The sequence below is a fragment of the Actinoplanes sp. NPDC026670 genome, assembly GCF_040638175.1.
Classification (GTDB): Bacteria; Actinomycetota; Actinomycetes; order Mycobacteriales; family Micromonosporaceae; genus Actinoplanes.
Map to the genome: position 1 here is coordinate 309,583 of NZ_JBEZXU010000003.1, position 21,962 is coordinate 331,544.

The following is a 21,962-nucleotide window of genomic DNA, read 5'->3' on the forward strand; positions in this document are numbered from 1 at the left end:
TGAAGGTTCTAGAGCATCGACACGTGCACGTGGTCGGTGTGGTCACTGACCCCGTGGTAGTTGCTCCACCCGTTGGCAGGGAACCAGATCTGCTTGTTCCAGATCACGTAGTAGATCCCGAGCGCGTCGGCATTACGCACCAGGAACGCCATCAGGTTGTTGCCGTACCGGAATTCCTTGTCGGTGTCGAACGTCGAGAACCCGGACTTCTGCAGCGACCAGTCGCAGGCGCGGCCCTTGGGATGCTCGAACGGCCCACCGTCGCGATGGCAGCCGACGAAGTTGCTGAAGCCGGCCTTCTTGACTTCCTTGTACATGTGCAGCGTGCGCTTGGTGACGCAGCCGTTCGTGGTCGGGTCCTTCTCGGTGCAACCCTCGGCCGAGAAGCCACCGCTGGAGTTGCGGGGCGCCGGAGCGGCCTCCGGGGAGTCGGCGACCACGAGGCCCTTGGTGACACCCTTGCCGCCGACCAGGGCGAGCGCGTCGACCGCGGCGTCCTTCTGCTTCTTCATCGCGGCGGCGTCCTGCTGCTGCTGCTTCACCTCGGCGTCGAGCCGGACCTTGCTCTCGGTGATGGTCCGGAGTGCCTCGTTGAGCTCACGCAGCTTGGCGTCGTGGAGCCGGTTGATCTCCTCCAGGGAGACCGCCTTCTCCAGGAAGTCGCCCGAGGAGTTGGCGTTGAGCAGGTAACCGATCGAGCTCAGGTTGCCCGTCATGTACTGCTCTTTGGCGATCTTGTCGACCTCGGGGATCAGCACGTCGCGCCGGGCCTCGGCCTGCTTGATCTGGCTGGCCAGTTGAGCCTGGGCCTTCACCGACTTCTGCACGGCCGCCTTGGCGGACACGTAGCGCCGGTTCGTGTTCTCGATCACATCGGAGAGGATTGCGTCTCCGTCGCCACCGTTCTGCTCCTGCTCTTGAGCAGTGGACGACGAGCCGCCGGGCTCGGCCGAAGCCGGAGCCGCGGGTGCCGCGAGCATCACGACAGCCACCAGCGGCGCCAGGGCGTGTATCAGCCACCGGCGGGGACTTGCGGTCATCAACAGTTCCTTCCGTGTCACCGCCGACCGAGTTAGCTGACGGGTTCGGGACGGAAGCAATCCCTACCGCAAACTGCGGATACACCCCAGTGACCTGGTTCCCCGGCTCGCCTTTCGACGATTGGGCGGCGGCCTGCCGGCAACTCGGGGGCGGTGCCGTCCTGGCAGGACCGGCGGCCAGTTTACCCGAGATATCGCCGTGGATCAGACCCTGGGAACGGCCAAAAGTGTTACGTCGCAACGACTATCCGTAATTGTTGTCACCGCTCGTGTCGAGGCCATTGCGGGGCGTACGAGAACTGTCGATCTGTCGATCGAGTGGGTATGGTCGGTGCGGTTCCCGTACGGGAGCCGCCGCCTAATCGCCGTTATCGGCGAGCCGGGGAACCAATATTCCCTGGGGTGAATCCGCTCACCAGCGGTAGGGATTTCCTTCGTCCCGAACCCGTCAGCTAACCCGGCCGGCGGCCGACGGAAGGAAATTCCTGTGCAGCAGAACACTGCGCGGCGATTAGCGGCGTTGCTGGCGCTGCTCGTCGCCGCGTGCGGACTGGCCGTCGCCCCGACGCCGGCCACCGCGGCCCCCCGGCTGCTCGCCGCCCCCGGCGACTCCGGTGACGACGGTGAGGGCGGCTCCGCGTCACTGATCGAGAAACTCGAGAAGGCCTCCAAGGGTTTCGTGGAGGCGAAGGCCAAGCTGAAGACCTCCAAGGAACAGCAGGCCAAGCTGACCGCCGAGCTGAAGAAGCTGGACGGCGAGCTGGGACCCCAGCAGGACCGGCTCGACCTGCTCGCCACCCAGGCGTACACCGCGGGCCGGGGCGGGCCGATGGCCGCGCTGCTCAGCTCCGACTCGGCCGAGGGCTTCCTGGGCCGGGCCGAGACGCTGGCCCTGGTGGCCGCCGACCAGAACCGGGCGATCGAGGATCTCAAGACCACCCGCGACACCCAGCAGAAGGCCAAGGACTCCATCGACATCGCCATCAAGGACCAGCAGAAGCAGGTCACCGTGATGGCGAAACAGAAGGAGCAGGCCGAGGCGGCCCTGAAAGCGGCGAACCAGGGCGCCGACGCCAGCTCGTCGTCCGACGGCGGTGACAGCGAGGACGCGTCGCCCGGTCCGAGCGGCACCAGCTGCAACCAGACCGACCCGACCGGGACCGGCGGCTGCGTGACCGCGACCCTCCTGCACGCCTACAAGGAGGCCCGCGCCGACGGCTTCACCAGGTTCACCAAGTGCTGGCGGGAGCAGAACAGCGGCGAGCACCCCAAGGGCCGGGCCTGCGACTTCTCGGCCGAGAAGGGCACGTTCGGCGGCGACGCCACCGGAGCCGACAAGACGTACGGCGACAACCTGGCGAACTACTTCATCAACAACGCCGACAACCTGAACGTGCTCTACGTGATCTGGTACCGCCGGATCTGGCTACCGAGCAGTGGCTGGAAGTCGTACAGCGGGGCGGGCGGAGACCCGTCCAGCGACCACACCAACCACGTGCACCTGTCGGTCAACTAGCCCGGCGCCGGAGGAGTGCGGGGCCTCACCTGCGGGTGAAGGCCTCGTACTCCTTCATCACCTCGGAGGTCGCGCCGTCGGCCCGGATCTCGCCGGCCTCCAGCCAGATGCAGCGCTCGCAGGTGTCCCGGATCGACTGCTCGCTGTGGCTGACCAGGAACACCGTGCCCGCCTCACGGCGCAGCTCGCGGACCCGCTCCTCGCTGCGCTTGCGGAATTTCGCGTCACCGGTGGCCAGCGCCTCGTCGATCAGGAGCACGTCGTGCTTCTTCGCCGCGGCGATGGAGAACCGGAGCCGGGCCGACATGCCCGAGGAGTAGGTCCGCATCGGCAGTGACGAGAAGTCGCCCTTGTCGTTGATGCCGGAGAACTCGATGATCTCGTCCCGTTTCGCCTGTACCTCGGCCGGCGACATGCCCATCGCGAGGCAGCCCAGTTCGACGTTGCGGTCGCCGGGCAGCTCGTTCATCAGGGCCGCGTTGACGCCCAGCAGGGACGGCTGGCCAGCCGCGAAGATCGCGCCGCTGGACACCGGCAGGAGCCCGGCCACCGCGCGCAGCAGGGTCGACTTGCCCGAGCCGTTGGTGCCGATCAGGCCGATCGCCTCACCCTTGTACGCGACGAAGCTCACACCCTTGACCGCGTGCACCTCACGGATGTTCACGTTCTTGCTGCGGGTGGTGAGGCGCTTGAAGCTGGCGAGCGGGCTGGCGCTGACCGAGCCGGCCTGGTGGATCTTGTAGACGATGTGGGCCTCGTCGGCGATGACGGTGGGGATGCGCTCAGTCTCAGCCACGGCCGTAGCCCTTCTCTCCGCGCCAGAAGTACAGGTAGCCGAGGACGCCGACGACCAGGCTCCAGACGGTCGCCTGAATCCACAGCACGGTCGGCGGGTTGGCCAGCGTCGCCTCCTTGAGCAGCGCGTGCCGCGCCAGCTCGATGAAGACCAGCAGCGGGTTGGCCTCGACGACCTCGAGCTTCCAGCCGCTCAGCACGTCCTTGAACTTGGAGACCGGGTAGAGCACCGCCGAGCCGTACAGCCAGAACCGCATGACGAACGGGATCAGCTGCTTGACGTCGCGGACCTTCGAGCCGTAGCGGGCGATGAACAGGCCCAGGCCCAGGTTGAAGATCGAGTGCAGGAGCAGCAGCGGCAGCAGGAGCAGCCACTCGAAGGTGATCGGCTCACCGGTGATCAGCACGATCCCCATCAGGACGAACAGCGCCACGATGAAGTTGCGGATCTCGACCAGGGCGGCCGACAGCGGCAGGCTGGCCCGGGGGAAGTGCAGTGCCCGGATCAGGCCGAGGTTGCCGGTGATCGCGTTGGCGCCGGTCTGGACCACCGACTGGGTGAACTGGAAGACGAAGACACCGATGCAGAGGTACGCGATGAAGTTCGGTACCTCACGATGGCCGCCGAGCACCACGCCGAAGATCACGTAGTAGACGCCGGCGTTGATCATCGGTGTCAGCACCTGCCAGATCGCCCCGAGCTTGGTGTTGCCCAGCGAGGAGGTGATCTTGGCGCTTGCGTGTGCCCGGATGAAGTGCCGGTACGACCAGAGGGTCCGCGAATACTCCGTCAGGCTGGGAAGCCGTCCGGAGGCGCTCAAACCGTGGCGCCGGGCCAGCTCCTTGAGGGAGAGGCCGGCGTCGGCCGAGGCGACCGCCGTCTCTGTCATGGGGTGGTGCTCCGATCTGGTCGGCCCTTGGGGCGCGGCGGGATCCGATGCCTGGTGCGAGGACACAGCATGCAGCATGACAGGCCCTCGACCGCGCCGATGAAACGGGTTCGTATCGACGTGGCTGTGACGGTAGCTGACCAAACGGCGGAACGCAACCGTTACGTCGTAGCGCTATAGTGACCGGGTGGCGACGATTAAGCGCGCACCTGCCGGAGCGGCGGTGCTCCGAGGCGACATCACCGTGGCGATCCGCAACGCGGTCATGAACGAGCTGGCTGAGGTCGGTTATGGCCGGCTGTCCATCGAAGCGGTTGCCCGTCGTGCCGGTGTCGGCAAGACGGCCATCTACCGTCGATGGAGCAACAAGCTCGAAATGGTAATGGAGATAATCTCGGATGTCGCGGAGCGGAAAGTTCCACTTCCCGACACCGGGAGTTTCGCCGGTGACCTTTCGCTGCTCCTGATGATCGTCAGCACGGCGCTGCGGCACCGGATGGCATCCCAGATCATCCCGGACCTGATGGCCGAGGCCGCCCGCAACCCGCAGATCGCGGAGACCCTCCAGCGTGCGCTGCGCACCCACCAGCAGGCGGTCGGCGAGAAGCTGATCGGGCAGGCGGTGGCCCGGGGCGAGCTGCCGGCCGGCACCGATCCGGCGGTCGCGGTCGACCTGATCCTCGGCCCCCTCTACTGGCGGCTGGCCGTGGCCCGGGAGCCGATCGAGGAGGACTACCTGGAGAAGTTCACCGTTGCGGTCACGGCGGCGCTGCGGGCCACCGGCTGATCCACCGCACCCGTAAGCGCACCGGTTCGCTCCCGATCGCAACTCAGGAAACCCAGGAGCGCGGGCCGTCGGTGCCGACCGGAGAGGCCGACCCCGACCGAACCGGAGCCCGATGATCATGGCCACCGCCTGCGAACCCCACGTCGACTTCACCGTGCTCGACGCCGCCTCTCTCCTCGCCATCGCCCTGAACGGCACCGTGAGCGCCCAGGGCGGACCGGAGACCACCCGTCCCAGGGTGGTCACCGGCGCCGCCGTGGTGGGCGCCTGGCGCAGCCAGGACGGGGTGGTCAAGCTCCAGCTGCGCCGGGACGGCACGTACGCGGGCGAGGTGGCCGGCCGCCGCCGCCCGGCCCGGGGCACCTATCTGATCGACGGGGAGTCGGTCGTGCTCCGCGACGACTCCGGCCTGCAGACCCCGGTGCACGTGTACGACGGCGAACTGGAGATGGCCGGGCACCGCCTGCGCCCGACTCCTGTCTAAGGAGCCGCGCCGGCACGCCGATGGGTGGGGGACACCGACCCGGGGGGATGAATGCGGCACACCAGGATCGCGCTCGTGCTGGCGGCGGCCTCGCTGACGCTGGGCGGCTGTGCCGCACTGGGCCTCGGCAAGGACAAGACCGGAGACTCGTCGGCGGCGGCCGGTGGCGGCAAGCAGTGGATCGTGGTCGACCAGGGCAAGGCGACGCCGTCCCCGTCGGAGAGCTTCGGCAAGCCGACCGCCACCCCGACCGTCTCGCTCTCCGCGCCGACCCCGGACCCGAGCTGCACCCGGATCTGGCCGCGGACCGAACCGGTGATGATCCCGGTCGAGGTGACCCCGGGCAGCGGGTCGCTGACCGTCGAGTGGCCGACCCAGTACAACTCGAACTACCGGGTGACCGCGGTGCTCCAGGGCGTCGTCGTGGGCCGCCAGCCGGAGCCGGTGTGGCAGGACGTGCCGGCCGGGACCGGGTGCGCGGTGAGCACCACGATCACCGGGCTCACCTCGGGCGCGGCCTACATCGTCTGGCTCGACGCACCGAACACCGGCCGCGAGCGGGACGGCACCCGGCACCTCTACAGCGGCCGCTCGGGCGTGGTCTACCCGCAGTAGCGGGTCACCACTGGGCGCCGGCCCGCTCCACGGTCCGGACCTCCAGGCGATCCGGGCCGAGACGGTACTTGGTCATGCTGGTCAGCGCCGGGCCGTAGACGTGCACGCTCACCGCGGGACGGCTGGAGCGGTTCTCGATGCGGTGGATGTGGTGACTGCCGAACCGGCGGCTCACACCCTCGCCCAGCTCCCGCGAGACGACGCGCGGCGTGCCGCCGTGGACCGACACGGTGTCCTCGACGAGGGTCCCGGCGTGTACGTGGAACGCGCCGGCCGAACCGCCGTGGTCGTGGATCTCGGTGCCCTGCCCGGGCATCCAGGTGAGCAGCCAGACCTCGTAGTCGTCGGCCACCGCGAGCCGGTGGTACCAGCGCTCGACCGGATCGAAGTGGGGCGTGACGGCCCATTCCGCGGCAGCGAGGGAGAAACGCTGGGCGATGGCGACGTGATCGAGCGTCACAGGATCCTCCTCTATAAACCCTATAGACCTGATAGGTTTTATCACATGATCGGCCGCCGCGCGTGAGGAATCCCGGAACCACGTGTCGCGAGAAAGAAGCTTGTTGAGCTTTGCCTCTTTCGGGGCAGGGTGCGAAAAGCTTCGCTCCGCAACGAGGACGACACACTGCGTACCGTAAATCGGTAGATGTGTCACCAGATCGGCCTAGGCCTATCAGCCGTTCCGCCGAAATACGCTGCTCAGACGGTCCCTGCCGAATAGTGAACGCTATATGGTGACCAGCGCGCCCGGAACCGGCCGCCGGAGGCCCCCTCCTCCGATGTCCCGACAACGAGGACGGACACGTGTTGAAGTCTCGCCGCGCGCTGCTCGCCGCCGGCATATCCGCAGTCGTGATCGGCACCATCGGGGTCGCCTCGACTCTCAACGCGGGCGCGGAGGAGATTCCGGAGGGCCCGGCACCCGCTGCGGCCCCGGTCGAGGCGGAGGAGCCGTTGCGGACCCCGCCGGCCCGCCTGCCGTGGGGCGCGGTGCCCGAGGACATCCAGACCGGCCGGGACGGGGCGAGCAGCGGATCGCTCAAGGTGACCGGGCTCGACGCCGCAGCCCCCGACGCGAGTGGCGCCGACGCCGGCGAGGTGTACGCACCGAAGGGCCGCACCACCTCCCGTACCAACTCGCTCCGACGGGCGGAGACGAGTGTCGTGCCGCCGGCGCCACCGGGGATCAACTCGAAGGCGGCTGCCGACTCCAAGGTGCTCTACCACTACAACGTCGCCGCGCAGGACGTCGTCACCCAGGGCGCCTACGCCAACCTGACCATCCACAAGCCGACGCTGGCCAAGGACGACTTCCACACGCTGGCCGAGCTGGCCGTGGTGGCGAGCAAGGACAAGATCGACCAGGCCGTCGAGGTCGGCTGGACGGTGAACCGGGCCGTCAACGGCGACGACGACCCGCACCTGTTCGTCTACTCCTGGGTCGACGGCGTGCCCCAGTGCTACAACGGCTGCGGTTTCGAGCAGTACAGCAAGAACATCGCGCCCGGTGACACGCTCCCGATGGACACCACGAAGCGGTTCGGTATCGAGTTCTACGACAACGCCTGGTGGATCGCCTACGACTCGGAGTGGGTCGGTTACTTCCCGGCCAAGCACTGGACCATCGACTTCTCCAAGACGACCACGGTCAAGATGTACGGCGAGGTGGCCTCGAACCCCGCCAACTCCGTGCCGTGTACCCAGATGGGCAACGGGGTCAGCGGGAGCCTGGAGAACACCACCGCCGCCCGGATCGGCAGCATCTCGCTGATCGGCACGACGACGGCGCCGGACCCGATCGCCTACACCCTGGGATCCCCCGAGTACACGATCAAAAAGCTGAGCGCCCGGACGCTGAGGTACGGCGGCGGACCCGAAACGCAGGCACGCAAGGACGCTTGCCTGGGGGCCTGACCGACGTCCCCCTGAACAACCGATGCCCGGTCCCCGATTCGGGGGCCGGGCATCGACCTTTTCCAGGTTTTCCGGGCCACCCTTGAACCGGTCCACATGCCACGATGTACATCCGGGTGGCCGGGCCGAACCCGAGGGAGAGCTGGCGCCGATGAAGCGACGGGTGAACCCCGACGAGCAACTGATGACCGCGCTCTATACCGAACACTATGCCGTCCTGATCAACTTCGTCTCCCGGTACGTGAACGACCGGCACAAGGCGGAGGACCTGGTTCAGGAGACGCTGTTACGAGCTTGGAAGCACATCGACCATCTCGACCCGGAACCGGGCCGGACCAGGTCGTACCTGCTCACCATCGCTCGCAACGTGGTGACCAACGCCTGGCGCGCCGAACAGCGCCGGCCGAAACTGGTCGCCGATGAGAACGCGGTCAACTCGGTGCCGTCGGCAGACAATGTTGATCAGATGGTGGAAGGCTGGCTGGTGGCGGAGGCGTTGGAACGCCTGTCGCCGGAACACCGGGCGGTGATCCAGCAGATGTACTACGAGGGGCAGAGCGTGGCGGACGCGGCCCGAAGACTCTCGGTGCCCGAGGGCACGGTGAAATCGCGCGCGTATTACGCCGTACGCGCGCTGCGTACCGTCTTCGAGGAGATGGGGATGCTGCGATGAGCGACCTAGACGACCACCAGACGCTGCATCGGCTGCTGGGTGGCTATCTCCTCGGTGGGCTGGACGAGACGGACACCGAACTGCTCGATGCCCACCTGGCCGACTGCGCGGAGTGCCGGGCTGAACTGGACCGGCTGTCACCCGTACCGGAAATGCTGCAGAAGATGCCTGACGCGCGGAATCTCGGTGGCAGCGCGGCGCTCGCGGTCGGTCCGGCCGCCAGGCCGAGTTCGCAGAACATCGAAACGCTGCTCAGCCGGATGCGGGCGGAGAAGTTCAAGGAGACCCGGGTCAACCGGGCGCGGTGGCTGGCCGTCGCCGCGGTCACCCTGGTCGCCGCCGCGGGTGTCACCTACGGGATCTTCACCAACGGCGCCAACCCGCCGGACAACGGCCCGGAAGCGCTGCCGACGGCAAGCGTGCAACTGCTCAACGCGCGGTTCCAGCCGGCGCCCGGTAGTGGGCTGACCGGCGAGGCCAAACTCACCCCCAAGAAGTGGGGTGTCGAGGTGTCGCTCGACGTGACCCGGATCAGCGGCAACGGGCCGTTCCTGTGCCTGGTCCGCAACCGCAGTGGGCAGACCGAGCAGGCCGCGGTCTGGGGCAGCACCCCGGATGGTGAGGCGAAACTGACAGGCGCCAGCTCGACACCGGCCACCGACGTCGAGGCGATCCTGATCACCGACAAGGACGGGAAGGTGCTCGGCACGGCGACGGTGTGACAGCGCAAACCCGGTTGCCGGGGCGGGTTCAATGACAGACATGAAACTCAGCCCCGGTGACCGCGTCGCTGTCCTCTCGCCATCGTTCGCCGCGCCGGCGCTCTTCCCGGCCGTGCACGAGCTGGGCCTGCGCCGTATCCGTGACGAGCTCGGCCTGGAGCCGGTGGAGTTCCCGACCACCCGCGTGCACGGCGCGTCGCCGGCCGACCGGGCCGCCGACCTGATGGCGGCCTGGGCCGACCCGTCGATCCGGGCGGTGTTCGCGACGATCGGCGGCAACGACCAGATCACCGTGCTGCCGCACCTCGACCCCGAGGTGTTCCGGGCCGATCCGAAGCCGTTCTTCGGGTTCTCGGACAACACGAACCTGCTGAACTGGCTCTGGTTCCACGACATCCCGGCGTTCCACGGCGGTTCGACCATGGTGCACCTGGCCCGCGGCGCCGGCGTCGACCCGGAGCACCTGACGTCACTGCGGGCCGCCCTCTTCGAGAAGACCGAGCTGGAGATCCGCCCGGTCGACACGTTCTGCGAGGAGGAACTGGGCTGGGACCGGCCGGAGGCGCTGACCGGGTCACCGGCGGCGGTGCCGAGCCCCGGGCGGTTCTGGCACCAGCCGGACCGCGTGGTGAGCGGATCGTCCTGGGGCGGCTGCCTGGAGATCCTGCACTGGAACCTGGCGGCCGGTCGCTGGATCCACCCGGCCGAGCGGTACGCCGGATCGGTGCTGCTCCTGGAGACGTCGGAGGAGATGCCGTCGGCCAAGGAGGTGTTCACCATGCTGCGCAACGCTGGTGAGCGCGGGCTGCTGGGGCAGTTCCCGGCGGTGCTGGTGGCGACCGCGAAGGCCACTGCCCTCTTCGACCCTCGACCGGTGGAGGGGCGTGCGGCGTACCGCGAGGAGCAGCGTGCGGCGGTGCTCGAGGCGATGGCCGCGTACAACCCGGAGGCGATGGTGGTGTTCGGTGTTGATTTCGGGCACACCTCACCGCAGTGGGTGCTGCCCTACGGCGGCCGGATCACCGTCGACGGCCCGGCCCGGCGGATCACCGCGCACTACTGAAGCCCGACTGAGATGGGTCAGGCGGTGTGCCGGTAGGGGACAGCCGGCGCCTCCTCGACGAGGGCGTGGCGGGTGGCGAGCAGGGCGGCCCGGGCCGCCGCGGCCGATCGGGCGGCGGCGCTCGGGCGGGTCCGCAGCAGAGCCTCCAGGCGGGTGGTGAGCTGGGCCCGGCTGAACGGTTTGGGCAGGAAGTCGTCGGCGCCGGCGTGCAGGGCGGTCATGATCTGGTGGCGGTGCACGTCGGCGCTGATCACCATGATCGGCAGCATCTCGGTCTCGGCGGAACCACGGATCTGCCGGCACAGCTCGATGCCGGAACCACCTGGCATACGCACGTCGATCAGGGCGGCGTCGACACCGCCGGCGGCCAGCCGGGCCAGGGCGCTGGAGGAGTCGCCGGCGGTGACCACGTCGTAGCCGAGCCGCCGCAGGGCGAGCGTCAGTAGTTCTCGATGGTCGACCTCGTCGTCGGCGATCAACACGGTGGGCACGGATACCTCCGAGAAATCAGCGGACTGCCGTTACTACTGTTCGGCAACCTTGCGAGGCCGCTGAGCGCGAACAGAGATACCGGTCACAAGCCCCTGAGCAGGGCGTCCGCCACTCGTTCGACACCACGGCCGTCGACCGCGGCCCATCCCCGGACGGCCAGGGCGGTCCGGTCGCCGGGTTTCAGCAGCAGGCGGCGCAGCGTGGTCACGGCGTTCTCGTCGAACGCGCCGAGACAGCCCAGACCCGCCGCGTAGCCACGGGCGATCGTCCGCTCGTACCCCTGAATCTGATTGTCGACGACCTGGACCAACGCGGCCGCCCGGCCGAGGCAGAGCAGCTCCCACGTCGAGGTGCCGCTGGCGCTGACCACCAGGTCGGCGTCGGCGAGCAGCTCCGGCAGGCGATCGGTCGGATCGATGATCTCGAATCGCTGCCCTTCGCCGGCCGGGACCGCGAGCAGTTCGGCGCGCAGCGACGCGTCAGCGGCGACGACGGTCGCCTCGAAGGGCGCCGCGGCGTCCGTGAGCAGCCGCGCGACCTGCGGCGCGGCACGGTAGGCGTCGGTTCCGCCAAAGAACGCGACAACCTTGGGGGTACGGTCGAACGAGCTCACCGGTGCCGCCTGAGGCCGGAGCCTGCGCACTGATGCACGTAGCAGGGCATAGTCGAGACCGGCCAGGCGCACCGAACCGGAGTCGAGCACGGCGTCGAGGTTCTGGTCGACGTAGATGTCCGCGTCCTGGCCACGCGGGTCACCGTCCACGATGGCCAGCACCGGCGTCCCGCCCGCCCGGACCGCCTTGCTGTGCGCCGGCGGCAGCGTGTACGAGTCGATCACCAGGGCGTCGAGTCCGAGCCGCCGGACCGCCGAGACCAGGCCGACCTCGTCGTAGGGCGCCGGATGCCAGGGCAGCCCGCGCTGTCCGAGCTGAGCCTCGGCCCACGCCACCCCACCCAGGTCGCTGAGGAAGTGCACGTCGGCACCACGTGCGGTCAGCTCCTCGGCGAGCGCCACGCACCGCACCAGATGCCCCACACCGGTGAGCGCCCCGGCGTCGCACCGGATCCCGATGCTGGTCATGCCTGCTCCAGGTCCTTCTGCATGATGTGCGCGTTGAGCTCGGCCAGGGCCGGCTGCCCGCCGAGCCAGTCGGCGATGTCCCGGATCGCGATCGGCGCATCACCGAAGTGGTCGACGATCGCCTCGATCAGCTGCCAGTCGTCCTCGGTGTCCAGGGTGAGCCGCAGGTACGACATGTCCGGCTGCACGGTCAGCCCGATCAGGTCGAAGTCCCCGGGGTGGGTGTAGATGTACGACGTCACGTGGGTGCGGTGATGGTCGTACGCCAGCTTGTCGATCTCCTTGAGCACCGGCGCCCGGACCACCTCGACGTCCAGGCCGCGCGGCAGGGTCCGCATGATCGACGTGGTCAGGTAGTCGACATCGGCCGCCGCGAACACCCGGTACGCCCGGGCGACCAGCCGCGGGTCGAGCAGCGGGCAGTCGGCGGTGAACCGGAGCACGTCGTCGGTGGTCCGGGTCTCCAGCACGCCGAGGAACCGGGTGAGCACGTCGTCGACCGGGCCGCGGTGACAGTCCACCCCGATCGCCGCGCACTCGGCCTCGACCGCGTCGTCATCGGGCAGGATCGTGGTGGCCACGACCAGGTCGTCGACGACGCCGCTGGCCCGGGCGGCCCGGACCACCCGGTCGAGGACGGTCCGTCCGCCCAGGTTACGCAGCACTTTGCCGGGCAGCCGGGTGGAGCCCATCCGGGCCTGAATGATGCCGAGGGTGCTCATGATCGTCCTTTTCGGATGCGATTGCGGGCGGCGCGGGCCAGGACGAGCCCGGCCTTGGCGGCGCGATAGCCGAGGTTGCCGCTGAACGCGGCGATCTGTGTCTTGGCGCGGCCCAGTTCGGCCTCGCGTTTCTCCAGCTCGATCTCGAAGAACCGGCAGCGTTCCTCGGCGTCGGCGAGCCGCTCCCGTAGCGCGCTGAGCTGGGCCTCCTGCTCGCGGCGGCCGTGCGGCCCGTCGCTGCCGGAGGTGTCCGGGGGAGTGTCGATCCCGGCGGCGCCGGCCAGCACGGCGATCAGCCGGGCCACATCGGTGACGCCGGGCCACGGGTGGTGGTATCCGCCGTCGAGGAGTGTGTGCGCGAACCGGGCCAGCGCGTCCGGCTGGTCCGGGACGGCCGGATCCAGCAGGGCGTATCGGTCGCCGTCGACCAGCACGTTGCCGGCGCCGGCCATCGGCAGTTCGGTCATCCACCCGGTGAGCAGCCGCCGCAGCACCGGCAGGTCACGCCCGAGCGCCGCGCTGAGCAGCCACTCCTCGAGCACCCGCCCAGCCGGCAGCGACCCGCCGCTCACCTCGGTCACCGTTCCGGACGGGCCGGCGAACAACGCGGGCGCGAGAGTCACGGCGGCCTGGCCCGGGCGGATGGCGCGCTGGGCGACGACCAGCCAGGCCGGGGCCAGCTCGGCACCGATCCCACGGCGCACGGCCGTGGCGGCGAGCCGGCGTGGATCACTGAGGACGGGCCGGCCCGGGTAAGCGGGGGAGACCGCCGCCGCGGCCAGAGCGGCCAGCGCGTCCAGTGGCCCGTGACTCAGCGTCTCCGGCGTGACCAGCAGCGACGGGCTCTCCGGCCGGGGCCACGCGGCGGCCAGGGCGGAGACCGGCAGGCCCTCAGCGGCGAGTGCGGCGGCCAGCCGGTCCGGGCGGCCGGGCACGTCGTTCAAGTCGCCGAGCGCGTGCCAGGCGTCCCCGGTACGGGCCGAGGCCGCCGCGCCGGTGTCGACCAGCCGGTGCACGCCCAGCTCGTTCTCGACGGTGAGCAGCAGGGTTCCGCCGGGGCGCAGGGAGCGGGCCAGGATGCGTACCGATTCGGCCCAGTCGAGCGGGGTGTCCTCGGGTGAGCACAGCCGGCCGACGCCGTCGAGGGCGATCACCACGTCGTACCGGTCGGCGTCGGTGAGCTTGGACAGGGTGCCGCAGAGCACCGTGACGTCTGGGAGAGCGGCGGCGTCCGGCTGGGACCGGACCAGGCAGGTCACGTCCCGGCGGTCGGCCAGCACGTCGACCAGGGTGGGCTCGTGCGGGCCGGCGACCAGCACCCGGATGCCGGTGGGCAGGCGTTCCAGCAGGTGCCTCAGGAGGACGCCGCCGGCCGGCGGGTGTTCCTCGGCGTACTCCGGCATCTCGCCGCCGATCATCCGGATCATGCGGCCCATCCCAGGATCGCGCGCAGTTCGGCCGGGGTGGCCAGGTGACCGTCACCGAGCTCGGCGAGCACGATCTTCCGGGCGGTCTCCGGATCGGGTGCGGCGCCGTGCAGCTCGGGCCACTCGCGCCGGATCCGGTCGGCCGTCGGAGTGTCCTCTTTGTCCAGGTACATCGGGTCGCCGTACACCGCGGGCTCACAACCGGCCGCGACGCCGTAGAAGACCGCCGTGCTCAGCCGATTGGATGCCACCCGCCGGTGCCGGCGCAGCTCGGCGAGCTGGCCGCGGAGGAAGTCCGGATCGGTCCGCATCCGCATGTACCCGCGGTAACCGTGGCAGACGACCCGCCCGGCCCGCTCGTACAGCGCCCGGATCCGCCGGTCCTCGAACTCGTTCCAGTACAGGCAGAACGTGATCGGCCCGCTCTCGGTGGCGGTGATCTCGTCGATCAGCCGGTGATGGTCACCACTGACCTGCTGCCCCTCCCACCCGTGGAACGGGTACCAGATCGTCCCCTCCCGCTCACCTTCGCGTGGTGAGGTGTGGTCCGATTCGGACCGTAGGCCGGCACGTGGGGCTGGCGGCTCGGAACGGAGGAGGTAGAGGAAGGGGGCGCCGATCACGGTGGCCAGCGGGCGGTTCATCGACCAGGCACGGCGGCGGGTCCGTTCGGACCAGACGAAGATCGTGCTGCCCGGGGCGTACGGCGTGCCGCCACCCAGCCCGTCGACCACGTTCCACCCGTGCTGGAGGTACCCGTCGATGCGCGGCGGACTGGCCGGGTCCAGTCCGCAGTACCCGGCCAGCACATGCGCGTGCCCGTAGAAGTGGTTCCCGTGGTGCACCCGCTAACTCCCGAGGATCCCGCGCAGTGTGTCGACGACGCGGTCCTGGTCGGAGTCGCTCAGGTCGTAGAAGAGCGGCAGGGACAGCTCCTCGGCGTAGAAGGCCTCGGCGACCGGGCACATGCCCCGCCGGTACCCGAGGTCCTCGAAGACCGGGTGCCAGTAGACCGGGATGTAGTTGACCTGCACTCCGATTCCGGCGGCGCGCAGCCTGTCGTACACCTCGTGCCGGCGGCCGTCGAGTACCCGTACCGGATAGAGGTGCCGGATCGGATCCACGTCGGGACGCCGAGCCGGAAGGCGGAGGCCTGGAACATCGGCGAGAAGTTCGTCGTAGCGTGCCGTCAGGCGCGCGCGGCGCGCCTTGAACTCGCCGAGCCGGCGCAGCTGGGCCGATCCGAGCGCGCAGAGCACGTCCGGCAGCCGGTAGTTGAGGCCGAACTCCTGCACCTCGTAGTACCAGCCGCCCTCACCGGTGCGGCGCAGGCGCTGCGGGTCGCGGACCGATCCGACGGTCCGGAAGTCCCGCAACCGTTCGATCAGCTCCGGCCGGGTCGAGACGACCGCGCCGCCCTCGCCGGTGGTGAGGTTCTTGGTCGGGAAGAACGAGAAGGTGGTGAGGTCGGCGAGGGTGCCGACCGGACGCCCGCGATAGGTGGACCCGATCGAGTGCGCCGCGTCGCCGACCAGGATCGCCCCGGCGCTGTCGGTGATCTTCCGCAGCCTGTCGTAGTCGGCCGGCACACCGGCGTAGTCGACCGCCGTGATCACCGTGGTGCGGGCGGTCACCGCGGCCTCGACCGCGGCCGGGTCGAGGTTGGCGGTGTCCTCCTCGACGTCGGCGAAGACCACCTTCGCGCCGAGCATGGCCGCGCCGGACGCGGTCGCCACGAACGTCATCGGCGTGGTGATCACCTCGTCGCCGGCTCCGACACCCGCAGCCGCGTACGCCGCATGCAGCGCCGTGGTCCCGTTGGTGACCGTGACCGCGGGCGCGCCGGCCACCGCCTCGATGTCGGCCTCGAACTGCGTGACCCGCGGTCCGGTGGTGAGCCAGTCACTGCCCAGCGCCGCGACGACCGCCTGCACGTCCGAGGCGTCGATCGACTGTCGTCCGTAGGGCAGCATCAGTCCTCCGTCAGGAGGTCGCGCATCTCGTCGACCGAGAGCCACAGGTCGTTGTTGTCCGAGCGGTAGTTGAAGCCGTCCGGAACCTCCTCGCCGCCGAGCGGGGTCTGGTAGCCCCAGCTCGCGACCACCGGCTGGACGACGTAGCGGTCCTTGAACCGCAGGGTCCGGCGGCTGTCGTCGGCGGCGATCATCTCCTCGTGCAGCTTCTCGCCGGGGCGCATGCCCATCTCGTGGGTGCCGGCGCCCGGCGCGACCGCCTCGACCAGGTCCATGATCCGCATGCTCGGGATCCGCGGGACGTAGAGCTCGCCGCCCTGCATCACGTCGAACGAGTCGACGACGAACTTGACCGCCTGGTCCAGGGTGATCCAGAACCTGGTCATCCGCTTGTCGGTGATCGGCAGGCTCTTGCCCTCCTCCGCGAGTTTGCGGAAGAACGGGACCACCGAGCCGCGGGAGCCCATCACGTTGCCGTAGCGGACCACGGCGAGCCGGGTCGGGTGGGTGGCCGCGTAGTGGTTGCCGGCGATCACGATCTTGTCGGCGGCCAGCTTGGTCGCGCCGTACAGGTTGATCGGGCTGGACGCCTTGTCGGTGGAGAGCGCGACGACCTTCCTGACCGAGGCGTTGATGGCCGCGTCGATCACGTTCTGGGTGCCGTTGATGTTCGTCGCGACGAACTCCGACGGGTTGTACTCGGCGGTGTCGACCTGCTTGAGGGCCGCCGCGTGCACCACGTAGTCGATGCCGTGCATGGCCCGGGCGAGCCGCTTCTCGTCGCGGATGTCGCCGATGAAGAAGCGCAGACGCGGGTCGTCGCCGAACATCTGGCGGACCTCGTACTGCTTCAGCTCGTCACGGGAGAACACCACGATGCGCGACGGGTCGAGGTGCGTCAGCGCGTACTTGAGGAAAGCCTTGCCGAAGGAACCGGTCGAGCCGGTGACAAGGATCGAGGAGCCGGCGAGTTCAGACACGAGATTCTCCGGGGGTTCAGGGGGTTACGAGGCGGAAGCATAACCAGCCCGGAACGCATTTCCAGGTGCGCGAGAAAATGCTGTGTGCAGTTCATTCTCAGTTCAACCGCGATTGGTCGAGACGACCGGGAAGTTGCGGGATCGTAGGCCTCCTCTGAACACCGCACCCTGGAGTAATACTGTGACTGAGCTGCCGAGACTACGCGAGGCGTTCCGTACTGCCCTCGATCTTCCGGCGGATGAGCCCGTGGACGACCTGCGTTACCAGGACCACGAGAAGTGGGATTCCCTCGCGCACATGTCGCTTGTCGCCGCTATTGAAGATGAATTCTCGGTAATGATTGACACCGACGATGTCATCAATATGTCCAGCTTCGCTGAGGCCGTACGAATCCTCGGTAAATACGGAGTGGACGTCAAGTGAGCGTCGCCCTGGTCACCGGGGCGTCCCGCGGAATCGGCCGGGCGGTCGCGTCCCGTCTGGCCGAACAGGGCCACCACCTGGTGCTGCACGGTCACGACCCGGAGCGGATCGCCGCGACGGCCGGGGAGATCGCCGCCAAGTTCGGTGTCACGGTCGTGCACGCGGCCGGTGACATCGCCGACCCGGCCACCAGCAAAGCCCTGGCCCGGCTCGCCTTCGACACCTTCAAACGGCTCGACGCGCTGGTCGTCAACGCCGGCACGCACGCGGCCGGGATGCTCGGCATGACTCCGGACGCCACGGTCGAGCGGCTGTTCGCGGTCAACGCGGCGGGTGCGGCGTACACCCTGCAGAATTCGGTCCGGCTGCTCACCCGCGGGCAGCGACCGGCGGTGGTCCTCACCGCCTCGATCACCGGCGACCAGGGCGTCGCGGGACAGGCCGTCTACGCCGCGTCGAAGGCGGCCGTGGCCGGGCTGACCAGGTCCGCGGCCAAGGAACTCGGCCCGCGTGGCATCCGGGTCAACGCGGTCGCGCCGGGCTTCATCGCGACCGACATGCTCGACACCCTGGACGAGGCGGGCCGTGCCGACCGGATCGCGCACACCGCGCTCGGTCGCCTCGGTGCGGCCGACGAGGTCGCCGACGTGATCGTCTTTCTCCTCTCCGAGCAGGCCCGATTCGTCACCGGCCAGATCATCGGGGTCGACGGGGGACTGACGCTGTGAACCTGCTCCACCCCTCCGCGCGGGTCGTCGACGCGGCCACCGGCGAGCGGCTGACGCCGGCCCTGATCGACGCGGCCGCCGCCGAGATCGCCGGGGAGACGATCGTCTTCCTGCCGATGCCGACCACGGTCGCGGCGGTGGCCCGGTACCTCGCGGCGCTGCGCCTGGAGAAACCCGTACTGCTCCTCGACCCGGATCTCGACCACAGCGCGCTGATCGCCCGCTACACCACCGGCGACGTGCACCCGGACCTGGCGCTGCTGCTCACCACCAGCGGTTCCACGGGCGACCCGAAACTGGTCCGGCTCTCCTGGTCGGCGGTGCTCGCGAACGCCGGGCAGGTGGCCGACAGCCTCGGCGTCACCGGCGACGACGTGGCGATCACCACCTTGCCGCTGTTCTACTCGTACGGGCTGTCGGTGCTGCACTCGCACCTGCTCCGCGGGGCGACCGTGGTGCTGGAACGGGCCGGGATCATGCAGAAGGACTTCTGGGCGGCGATCGACGAGCACCGGGTCACCTCACTGGCGTTCGTCCCGTCCCAGTACGAGATGCTGCGACGGCTCCGCTTCGACCCGGCGCGGTACCCGTCCGTGCGTACCCTCACACAGGCCGGCGGCCGGTTGCGAACCGACCTCGTGACCGATTTCGCCTCGCGGATGGACGCCGTCGGCGGCCGGATGTTCGTGATGTACGGGCAGACCGAGGCCGGGCCACGGATGGCCTGCCTGCCTCCCGACCGGTTGACCGACCGGCTCGGCTCGGTCGGCCGGGCGATGCCCGGCGGCGCCTTCGCCATCGAGGACGACGAGGTCGTCTATCGAGGACCCAACGTCATGATGGGGTACGCCGAGACGGCCGCCGATCTGACCCGGGGCGATGACCTGGCCGGCGTGCTGTACACGGGTGACCTGGGCCGGCTCGACGAGGAGGGGTTCCTCTACCTCACCGGCCGGCTGAAGCGGATGGCCAAGGTGTTCGGCGTCCGGATCAACCTGGACGACGTGGAGCGGCACTTCCCGGTCGCGGCCGTGGCCGGGGACGACCGGCTGCACGTCTTCACCCAGGACGGCGATGTCCGTGCGCTCCGCAGCAAGATCGCGGAGTGGCTGGGCGCCCACTTCACCGGGGTCGACGTGCGCACGATCCCGTCTCTGCCGCTGCTGCCCAACGGCAAGACCGACTATCGGGCGCTGGAGGCGTTGCTGTGAGTGTCTTCACCTTGTCCCAAGCCGCGCGCGAGAAGCAGCTGTTTCCGCAGCTGGTGGATCTCGTCGACCATCATCGACGGCTCTGTGCTCCCTATGATCGGATCCTCACCGCGTCCGGCGTTTTTTCCTTTTCGGACATTTCCGAATTGCCGTGGCTGCCGGTCCGGCTCTTCAAGACCCTTGAGCTCAAGAGCATCCCGGACGACGAGGTGTTCAAGGTGCTGACGTCGAGCGGCACGACAGGTGAGGTAAGTCGGATTTATCTGGACAAGGCGGCAGCTGCGACCCAGACCCGGCAGCTCGGCGCCACCCTGCAGACGGTGCTCGGCCCCAAACGCCTGCCGATGCTGATCGTCGACACCAAGTCGATCCTGAAGGACCGCCGCTCGTTCAGTGCCCGCGGCGCCGGCGTGCTGGGCATGGCCACCTTCGGCCGTGATCACGTGTGGGCGCTCGATGCGGACGTCGACGGCCTTCGTGCCTTCCTGGCCGAACACGGCGACCAGCCGTTCCTGATCTTCGGGTTCACCTACCTGGTCTGGCTGCACCTCTACGAGATCGCCCGCGAGCACGGCCTGGACCTGAGCAACGGCATCCTGATCCACTCCGGCGGCTGGAAGAAACTGGTCGACCAGGCCGTCTCCCCGGAGGAGTTCCGCAACCGCCTGGCCGGCGTCGGGCTCACCCGGATCCACAACTTCTACGGCATGGTCGAGCAGATCGGAACGATCTTTCTTGAAGGCCCGACGGGTGGATCGCTGTACTGCCCGGACTTCGCGGACGTCGTGGTTCGCGACCCGGAGACCTGGGCGGAACTACCGCCCGGAAAACCGGGCCTCCTCGAGGTGGTGAGCACGCTGCCCACCTCGTACCCGGGTCACGTGCTGCTCACCGAGGATCTCGGTGTCGTGCACGGCGTCGACGACGGGGACTGGCCCGGCAAACGCTTCTCGGTGCTCGGACGGTTGCCCCGGGCCGAGGCGCGTGGATGCTCGGACACGTATCGGAGTGCGGCAGCATGACCGCCTGCACCGAGCGGCAACCCGCCGCACTGACCGACAGCGCCGCAGGCGAGGGCCAGAAGGGCATGCCGAAATGACACTGCAGTACCGGTTCGGAGCAGAGGGCGACCTGACCGCCCCGTCGGAGGACCGGCTCACCGTCGGTGACCCGCGGATGGTCGACTTCCTCGCCAAACTGGCCCGCAGACTGCTCGCGCCCGCGGTCGCCCGGCGCCACCCGGAACTCGGGTCGCTCGGCTACTTCCTGCGGCCGGCCGAGCTCAACCGCTCGGTGGAACGGATGACCGCCCGGCGGGACGCGCTGGTCTTCCCCCGGGGCAACGTCTTCCACCTGCCACCGGCCAACGTGGACACGATCTTCGTCTACTCGTGGGCGATCTCGGCGCTCGCCGGCAACCACAACGTGGTCCGGATCTCGTCCCGGTCGGCCGGGGCAGCCGAGGTGATCCTGGACGCGCTCAACGAGACCGAGGCCGACCCGGTGATCGGGCGGACCCAGCGGATGGTCACCTACGGCCACGACGACGCGATCACCGCGGCGCTCAGCAGGTGGTGTGACCTGCGGGTGATCTGGGGTGGTGACCATGCGGTCGACACCATCCGCGCGCAGCCGCTGCGGCCGTCGGCCCGAGATCTGACCTTTCCCGACCGTACGTCCTGGGCCGTCCTGTCGGTGCCCGGCTGGCGTGCCGCCGACCCGGCCGCACGCCGTAACGCCGTGGTCGGGTTCGCCAACGACGCGTACTGGTTCGACCAGGCCGCCTGCTCCTCGCCGCGGACCGTGTTCCTGGTCGGCGGCGGCTCGGACACCGGCGCGGTCCGGGCCGAGTTCCTCGACCTGCTGCTCGGTGTGGTCGACCAGCGGGGCTGGACCGTCGATCCGGCGATGGCGGTGGAGAAGCGGGTCAACGCGTACGGGCTGGCCGCCACCGGTGCCGCCACCACGCTGGACTTCCCGGACAACCGGATCACCGCGGTGACCCTGGCCGGCACCGAGCAGGCGCCCCGGCGCTGGATCGGCGCCGGCGCGTTCCCGTTCGCCGAGGTGGACTCCCTGCTCGACCTGGTGCCGGCGATGAACCGGCAGGACCAGACGGTCAGCCACTTCGGGTTCACCCCGGCTGAGCTGCGTGCCTTCGCGGTGGAGCTGGGCGGCCGCGGGGTGGACCGGATCGTGCCGTTCGGTTCGGCGCTCACGTTCGGCGCCATCTGGGACGGCTACGACCTGCCGAGCGAGTTCACCAGACTGACCACACTCCAGCCCTGACAGACCACCGGCCGTCGCTCACCGCGGTATCGCGGATGGGGGCGGATCATCGGGAACCACATGAAGAGGCCGAAGCAGAGGACCGCACCGATCAGGAAGGCGTGTCCGGTCAGGTTGTCCCGCAGTTTGCGGCTGG

25 protein-coding genes and 2 riboswitches are annotated in these 21,962 nt (G+C 69.2%); of the genes, 13 read left to right on the plus strand and 12 right to left on the minus strand.

Annotation, left to right across the window (positions count from 1 at the left end; translation table 11 throughout):
• Positions 1-8 precede the first annotated feature (8 nt).
• Positions 9-1,040, minus strand: a complete 1,032-nt coding sequence (locus AB0E94_RS05010; protein ID WP_360322676.1) for a hypothetical protein — start codon at positions 1,038-1,040, stop codon at positions 9-11.
• A gap of 4 nt (positions 1,041-1,044) precedes the next feature.
• Positions 1,045-1,178, minus strand: a riboswitch (cyclic di-AMP (ydaO/yuaA leader).
• A 207-nt stretch (positions 1,179-1,385) separates the two neighbouring features.
• Positions 1,386-1,523, plus strand: a riboswitch (cyclic di-AMP (ydaO/yuaA leader).
• Between the two features lie 4 nt (positions 1,524-1,527).
• On the opposite strand from AB0E94_RS05010, the gene AB0E94_RS05015 reads away from it, so the two are divergent.
• Positions 1,528-2,556, plus strand: coding sequence for a hypothetical protein (locus tag AB0E94_RS05015; protein ID WP_360322678.1), 1,029 nt, complete (start codon positions 1,528-1,530; stop codon positions 2,554-2,556).
• A 25-nt stretch (positions 2,557-2,581) separates the two neighbouring features.
• Here AB0E94_RS05015 and AB0E94_RS05020 read toward each other — a convergent pair whose 3' ends face one another.
• Both AB0E94_RS05020 and AB0E94_RS05025 read right to left on the minus strand, forming a co-directional pair.
• Complete coding sequence (locus tag AB0E94_RS05020; RefSeq protein WP_360322680.1) at positions 2,582-3,352, minus strand: ABC transporter ATP-binding protein; 771 nt, start codon at positions 3,350-3,352, stop codon at positions 2,582-2,584.
• On the minus strand, positions 3,345-4,241 hold the full coding sequence (locus tag AB0E94_RS05025) for an ABC transporter permease (protein WP_360322682.1): 897 nt from the start codon (positions 4,239-4,241) through the stop codon (positions 3,345-3,347). Before AB0E94_RS05025 ends, AB0E94_RS05020 begins: the two co-directional genes overlap by 8 nt.
• Before the next feature lie 187 nt (positions 4,242-4,428).
• On the opposite strand from AB0E94_RS05025, the gene AB0E94_RS05030 reads away from it, so the two are divergent.
• The 3 genes from AB0E94_RS05030 to AB0E94_RS05040 all read left to right on the plus strand — a co-directional run bounded on the left by AB0E94_RS05030 (position 4,429) and on the right by AB0E94_RS05040 (position 6,127).
• Positions 4,429-5,028, plus strand: a complete 600-nt coding sequence (locus tag AB0E94_RS05030) for a TetR/AcrR family transcriptional regulator (RefSeq protein ID WP_360322684.1) — start codon at positions 4,429-4,431, stop codon at positions 5,026-5,028.
• 112 nt (positions 5,029-5,140) lie between these two features.
• On the plus strand, positions 5,141-5,512 hold the full coding sequence (locus tag AB0E94_RS05035; RefSeq protein WP_360322686.1) for an Atu4866 domain-containing protein: 372 nt from the start codon (positions 5,141-5,143) through the stop codon (positions 5,510-5,512).
• A 51-nt stretch (positions 5,513-5,563) separates the two neighbouring features.
• Positions 5,564-6,127 (plus strand): hypothetical protein, encoded by a 564-nt coding sequence (locus AB0E94_RS05040; RefSeq protein WP_360322688.1) that lies wholly within the window; start codon positions 5,564-5,566, stop codon positions 6,125-6,127.
• 4 nt (positions 6,128-6,131) lie between these two features.
• Here AB0E94_RS05040 and AB0E94_RS05045 read toward each other — a convergent pair whose 3' ends face one another.
• Positions 6,132-6,632, minus strand: a complete 501-nt coding sequence (locus AB0E94_RS05045) for a cysteine dioxygenase family protein (RefSeq protein ID WP_360322767.1) — start codon at positions 6,630-6,632, stop codon at positions 6,132-6,134.
• 299 nt (positions 6,633-6,931) lie between these two features.
• On the opposite strand from AB0E94_RS05045, the gene AB0E94_RS05050 reads away from it, so the two are divergent.
• From AB0E94_RS05050 to AB0E94_RS05065, 4 genes are all read left to right on the plus strand, one after another.
• A complete protein-coding gene (locus AB0E94_RS05050) occupies positions 6,932-8,041 on the plus strand; it encodes a neprosin family prolyl endopeptidase (RefSeq protein ID WP_360322690.1) in 1,110 nt (369 codons plus the stop codon).
• A gap of 151 nt (positions 8,042-8,192) precedes the next feature.
• On the plus strand, positions 8,193-8,714 hold the full coding sequence (locus AB0E94_RS05055; protein WP_093620254.1) for a sigma-70 family RNA polymerase sigma factor: 522 nt from the start codon (positions 8,193-8,195) through the stop codon (positions 8,712-8,714).
• The gene (locus tag AB0E94_RS05060; RefSeq protein WP_360322692.1) at positions 8,711-9,436 is read left to right on the plus strand and encodes a zf-HC2 domain-containing protein; all 726 of its coding nucleotides are present in this window, start codon (positions 8,711-8,713) and stop codon (positions 9,434-9,436) included. Before AB0E94_RS05055 ends, AB0E94_RS05060 begins: the two co-directional genes overlap by 4 nt.
• Before the next feature lie 40 nt (positions 9,437-9,476).
• A complete protein-coding gene (locus AB0E94_RS05065; protein WP_360322694.1) occupies positions 9,477-10,499 on the plus strand; it encodes a S66 peptidase family protein in 1,023 nt (340 codons plus the stop codon).
• A gap of 17 nt (positions 10,500-10,516) precedes the next feature.
• Here the strand turns inward: AB0E94_RS05065 and AB0E94_RS05070 are convergent, their stop codons facing one another.
• The 7 genes from AB0E94_RS05070 to pseB all read right to left on the minus strand — a co-directional run bounded on the left by AB0E94_RS05070 (position 10,517) and on the right by pseB (position 17,174).
• Positions 10,517-10,990 (minus strand): response regulator transcription factor, encoded by a 474-nt coding sequence (locus AB0E94_RS05070; RefSeq protein WP_360322696.1) that lies wholly within the window; start codon positions 10,988-10,990, stop codon positions 10,517-10,519.
• A gap of 83 nt (positions 10,991-11,073) precedes the next feature.
• On the minus strand, positions 11,074-12,072 hold the full coding sequence (locus tag AB0E94_RS05075; protein WP_360322698.1) for a spore coat protein: 999 nt from the start codon (positions 12,070-12,072) through the stop codon (positions 11,074-11,076).
• Positions 12,069-12,797, minus strand: a complete 729-nt coding sequence (locus AB0E94_RS05080; protein WP_360322769.1) for a glycosyltransferase family protein — start codon at positions 12,795-12,797, stop codon at positions 12,069-12,071. Before AB0E94_RS05080 ends, AB0E94_RS05075 begins: the two co-directional genes overlap by 4 nt.
• Positions 12,791-14,221, minus strand: a complete 1,431-nt coding sequence (locus AB0E94_RS05085) for a hypothetical protein (protein ID WP_360322700.1) — start codon at positions 14,219-14,221, stop codon at positions 12,791-12,793. Before AB0E94_RS05085 ends, AB0E94_RS05080 begins: the two co-directional genes overlap by 7 nt.
• On the minus strand, positions 14,218-15,066 hold the full coding sequence (locus AB0E94_RS05090; RefSeq protein ID WP_360322702.1) for a hypothetical protein: 849 nt from the start codon (positions 15,064-15,066) through the stop codon (positions 14,218-14,220). Before AB0E94_RS05090 ends, AB0E94_RS05085 begins: the two co-directional genes overlap by 4 nt.
• 3 nt (positions 15,067-15,069) lie before the next feature.
• Complete coding sequence (locus tag AB0E94_RS05095) at positions 15,070-16,194, minus strand: aminotransferase class V-fold PLP-dependent enzyme (RefSeq protein ID WP_360322704.1); 1,125 nt, start codon at positions 16,192-16,194, stop codon at positions 15,070-15,072.
• Entirely contained in the window at positions 16,194-17,174 is a 981-nt protein-coding gene (gene pseB / locus AB0E94_RS05100; protein WP_360322706.1) for a UDP-N-acetylglucosamine 4,6-dehydratase (inverting), read from the minus strand. The genes AB0E94_RS05095 and pseB overlap by 1 nt, the downstream gene beginning before the upstream one ends.
• A 181-nt stretch (positions 17,175-17,355) precedes the next feature.
• Here pseB and AB0E94_RS05105 point away from each other — a divergent pair, with 181 nt between their 5' ends.
• From AB0E94_RS05105 to AB0E94_RS05125, 5 genes are all read left to right on the plus strand, one after another.
• Complete coding sequence (locus AB0E94_RS05105) at positions 17,356-17,598, plus strand: acyl carrier protein (protein WP_360322708.1); 243 nt, start codon at positions 17,356-17,358, stop codon at positions 17,596-17,598.
• On the plus strand, positions 17,595-18,326 hold the full coding sequence (locus AB0E94_RS05110) for an SDR family NAD(P)-dependent oxidoreductase (RefSeq protein ID WP_360322710.1): 732 nt from the start codon (positions 17,595-17,597) through the stop codon (positions 18,324-18,326). Before AB0E94_RS05105 ends, AB0E94_RS05110 begins: the two co-directional genes overlap by 4 nt.
• The gene (locus AB0E94_RS05115) at positions 18,323-19,537 is read left to right on the plus strand and encodes an AMP-binding protein (RefSeq protein ID WP_360322712.1); all 1,215 of its coding nucleotides are present in this window, start codon (positions 18,323-18,325) and stop codon (positions 19,535-19,537) included. The genes AB0E94_RS05110 and AB0E94_RS05115 overlap by 4 nt, the downstream gene beginning before the upstream one ends.
• Positions 19,534-20,559, plus strand: coding sequence for an acyl-protein synthetase (locus AB0E94_RS05120; RefSeq protein WP_360322714.1), 1,026 nt, complete (start codon positions 19,534-19,536; stop codon positions 20,557-20,559). Before AB0E94_RS05115 ends, AB0E94_RS05120 begins: the two co-directional genes overlap by 4 nt.
• A 73-nt stretch (positions 20,560-20,632) precedes the next feature.
• Positions 20,633-21,826: an acyl-CoA reductase gene (locus AB0E94_RS05125; protein ID WP_360322716.1), complete on the plus strand. Its 1,194-nt coding sequence runs from the start codon at positions 20,633-20,635 to the stop codon at positions 21,824-21,826.
• Here the strand turns inward: AB0E94_RS05125 and AB0E94_RS05130 are convergent.
• Positions 21,778-21,962, minus strand: a 185-nt coding sequence (locus AB0E94_RS05130; protein WP_360322718.1) for a hypothetical protein, incomplete at its 5' end; no start/stop codon positions are given. The two genes, AB0E94_RS05125 and AB0E94_RS05130, sit on opposite strands and share 49 nt — an antisense overlap.

Coding starts and splice junctions, on each gene's coding strand:
- AB0E94_RS05010 (WP_360322676.1), bottom strand. CDS start 1,040: ATGACCGCAAGTCCCCGCCGGTGGCTGATACACGCCCTGGCGCCGCTG.
- AB0E94_RS05025 (WP_360322682.1), bottom strand. CDS start 4,241: ATGACAGAGACGGCGGTCGCCTCGGCCGACGCCGGCCTCTCCCTCAAG.
- AB0E94_RS05035 (WP_360322686.1), top strand. CDS start 5,141: ATGATCATGGCCACCGCCTGCGAACCCCACGTCGACTTCACCGTGCTC.
- AB0E94_RS05040 (WP_360322688.1), top strand. CDS start 5,564: ATGCGGCACACCAGGATCGCGCTCGTGCTGGCGGCGGCCTCGCTGACG.
- AB0E94_RS05055 (WP_093620254.1), top strand. CDS start 8,193: ATGAAGCGACGGGTGAACCCCGACGAGCAACTGATGACCGCGCTCTAT.
- AB0E94_RS05060 (WP_360322692.1), top strand. CDS start 8,711: ATGAGCGACCTAGACGACCACCAGACGCTGCATCGGCTGCTGGGTGGC.
- AB0E94_RS05065 (WP_360322694.1), top strand. CDS start 9,477: ATGAAACTCAGCCCCGGTGACCGCGTCGCTGTCCTCTCGCCATCGTTC.
- AB0E94_RS05075 (WP_360322698.1), bottom strand. CDS start 12,072: ATGACCAGCATCGGGATCCGGTGCGACGCCGGGGCGCTCACCGGTGTG.
- AB0E94_RS05085 (WP_360322700.1), bottom strand. CDS start 14,221: ATGATCCGGATGATCGGCGGCGAGATGCCGGAGTACGCCGAGGAACAC.
- AB0E94_RS05095 (WP_360322704.1), bottom strand. CDS start 16,194: ATGCTGCCCTACGGACGACAGTCGATCGACGCCTCGGACGTGCAGGCG.
- AB0E94_RS05125 (WP_360322716.1), top strand. CDS start 20,633: ATGACACTGCAGTACCGGTTCGGAGCAGAGGGCGACCTGACCGCCCCG.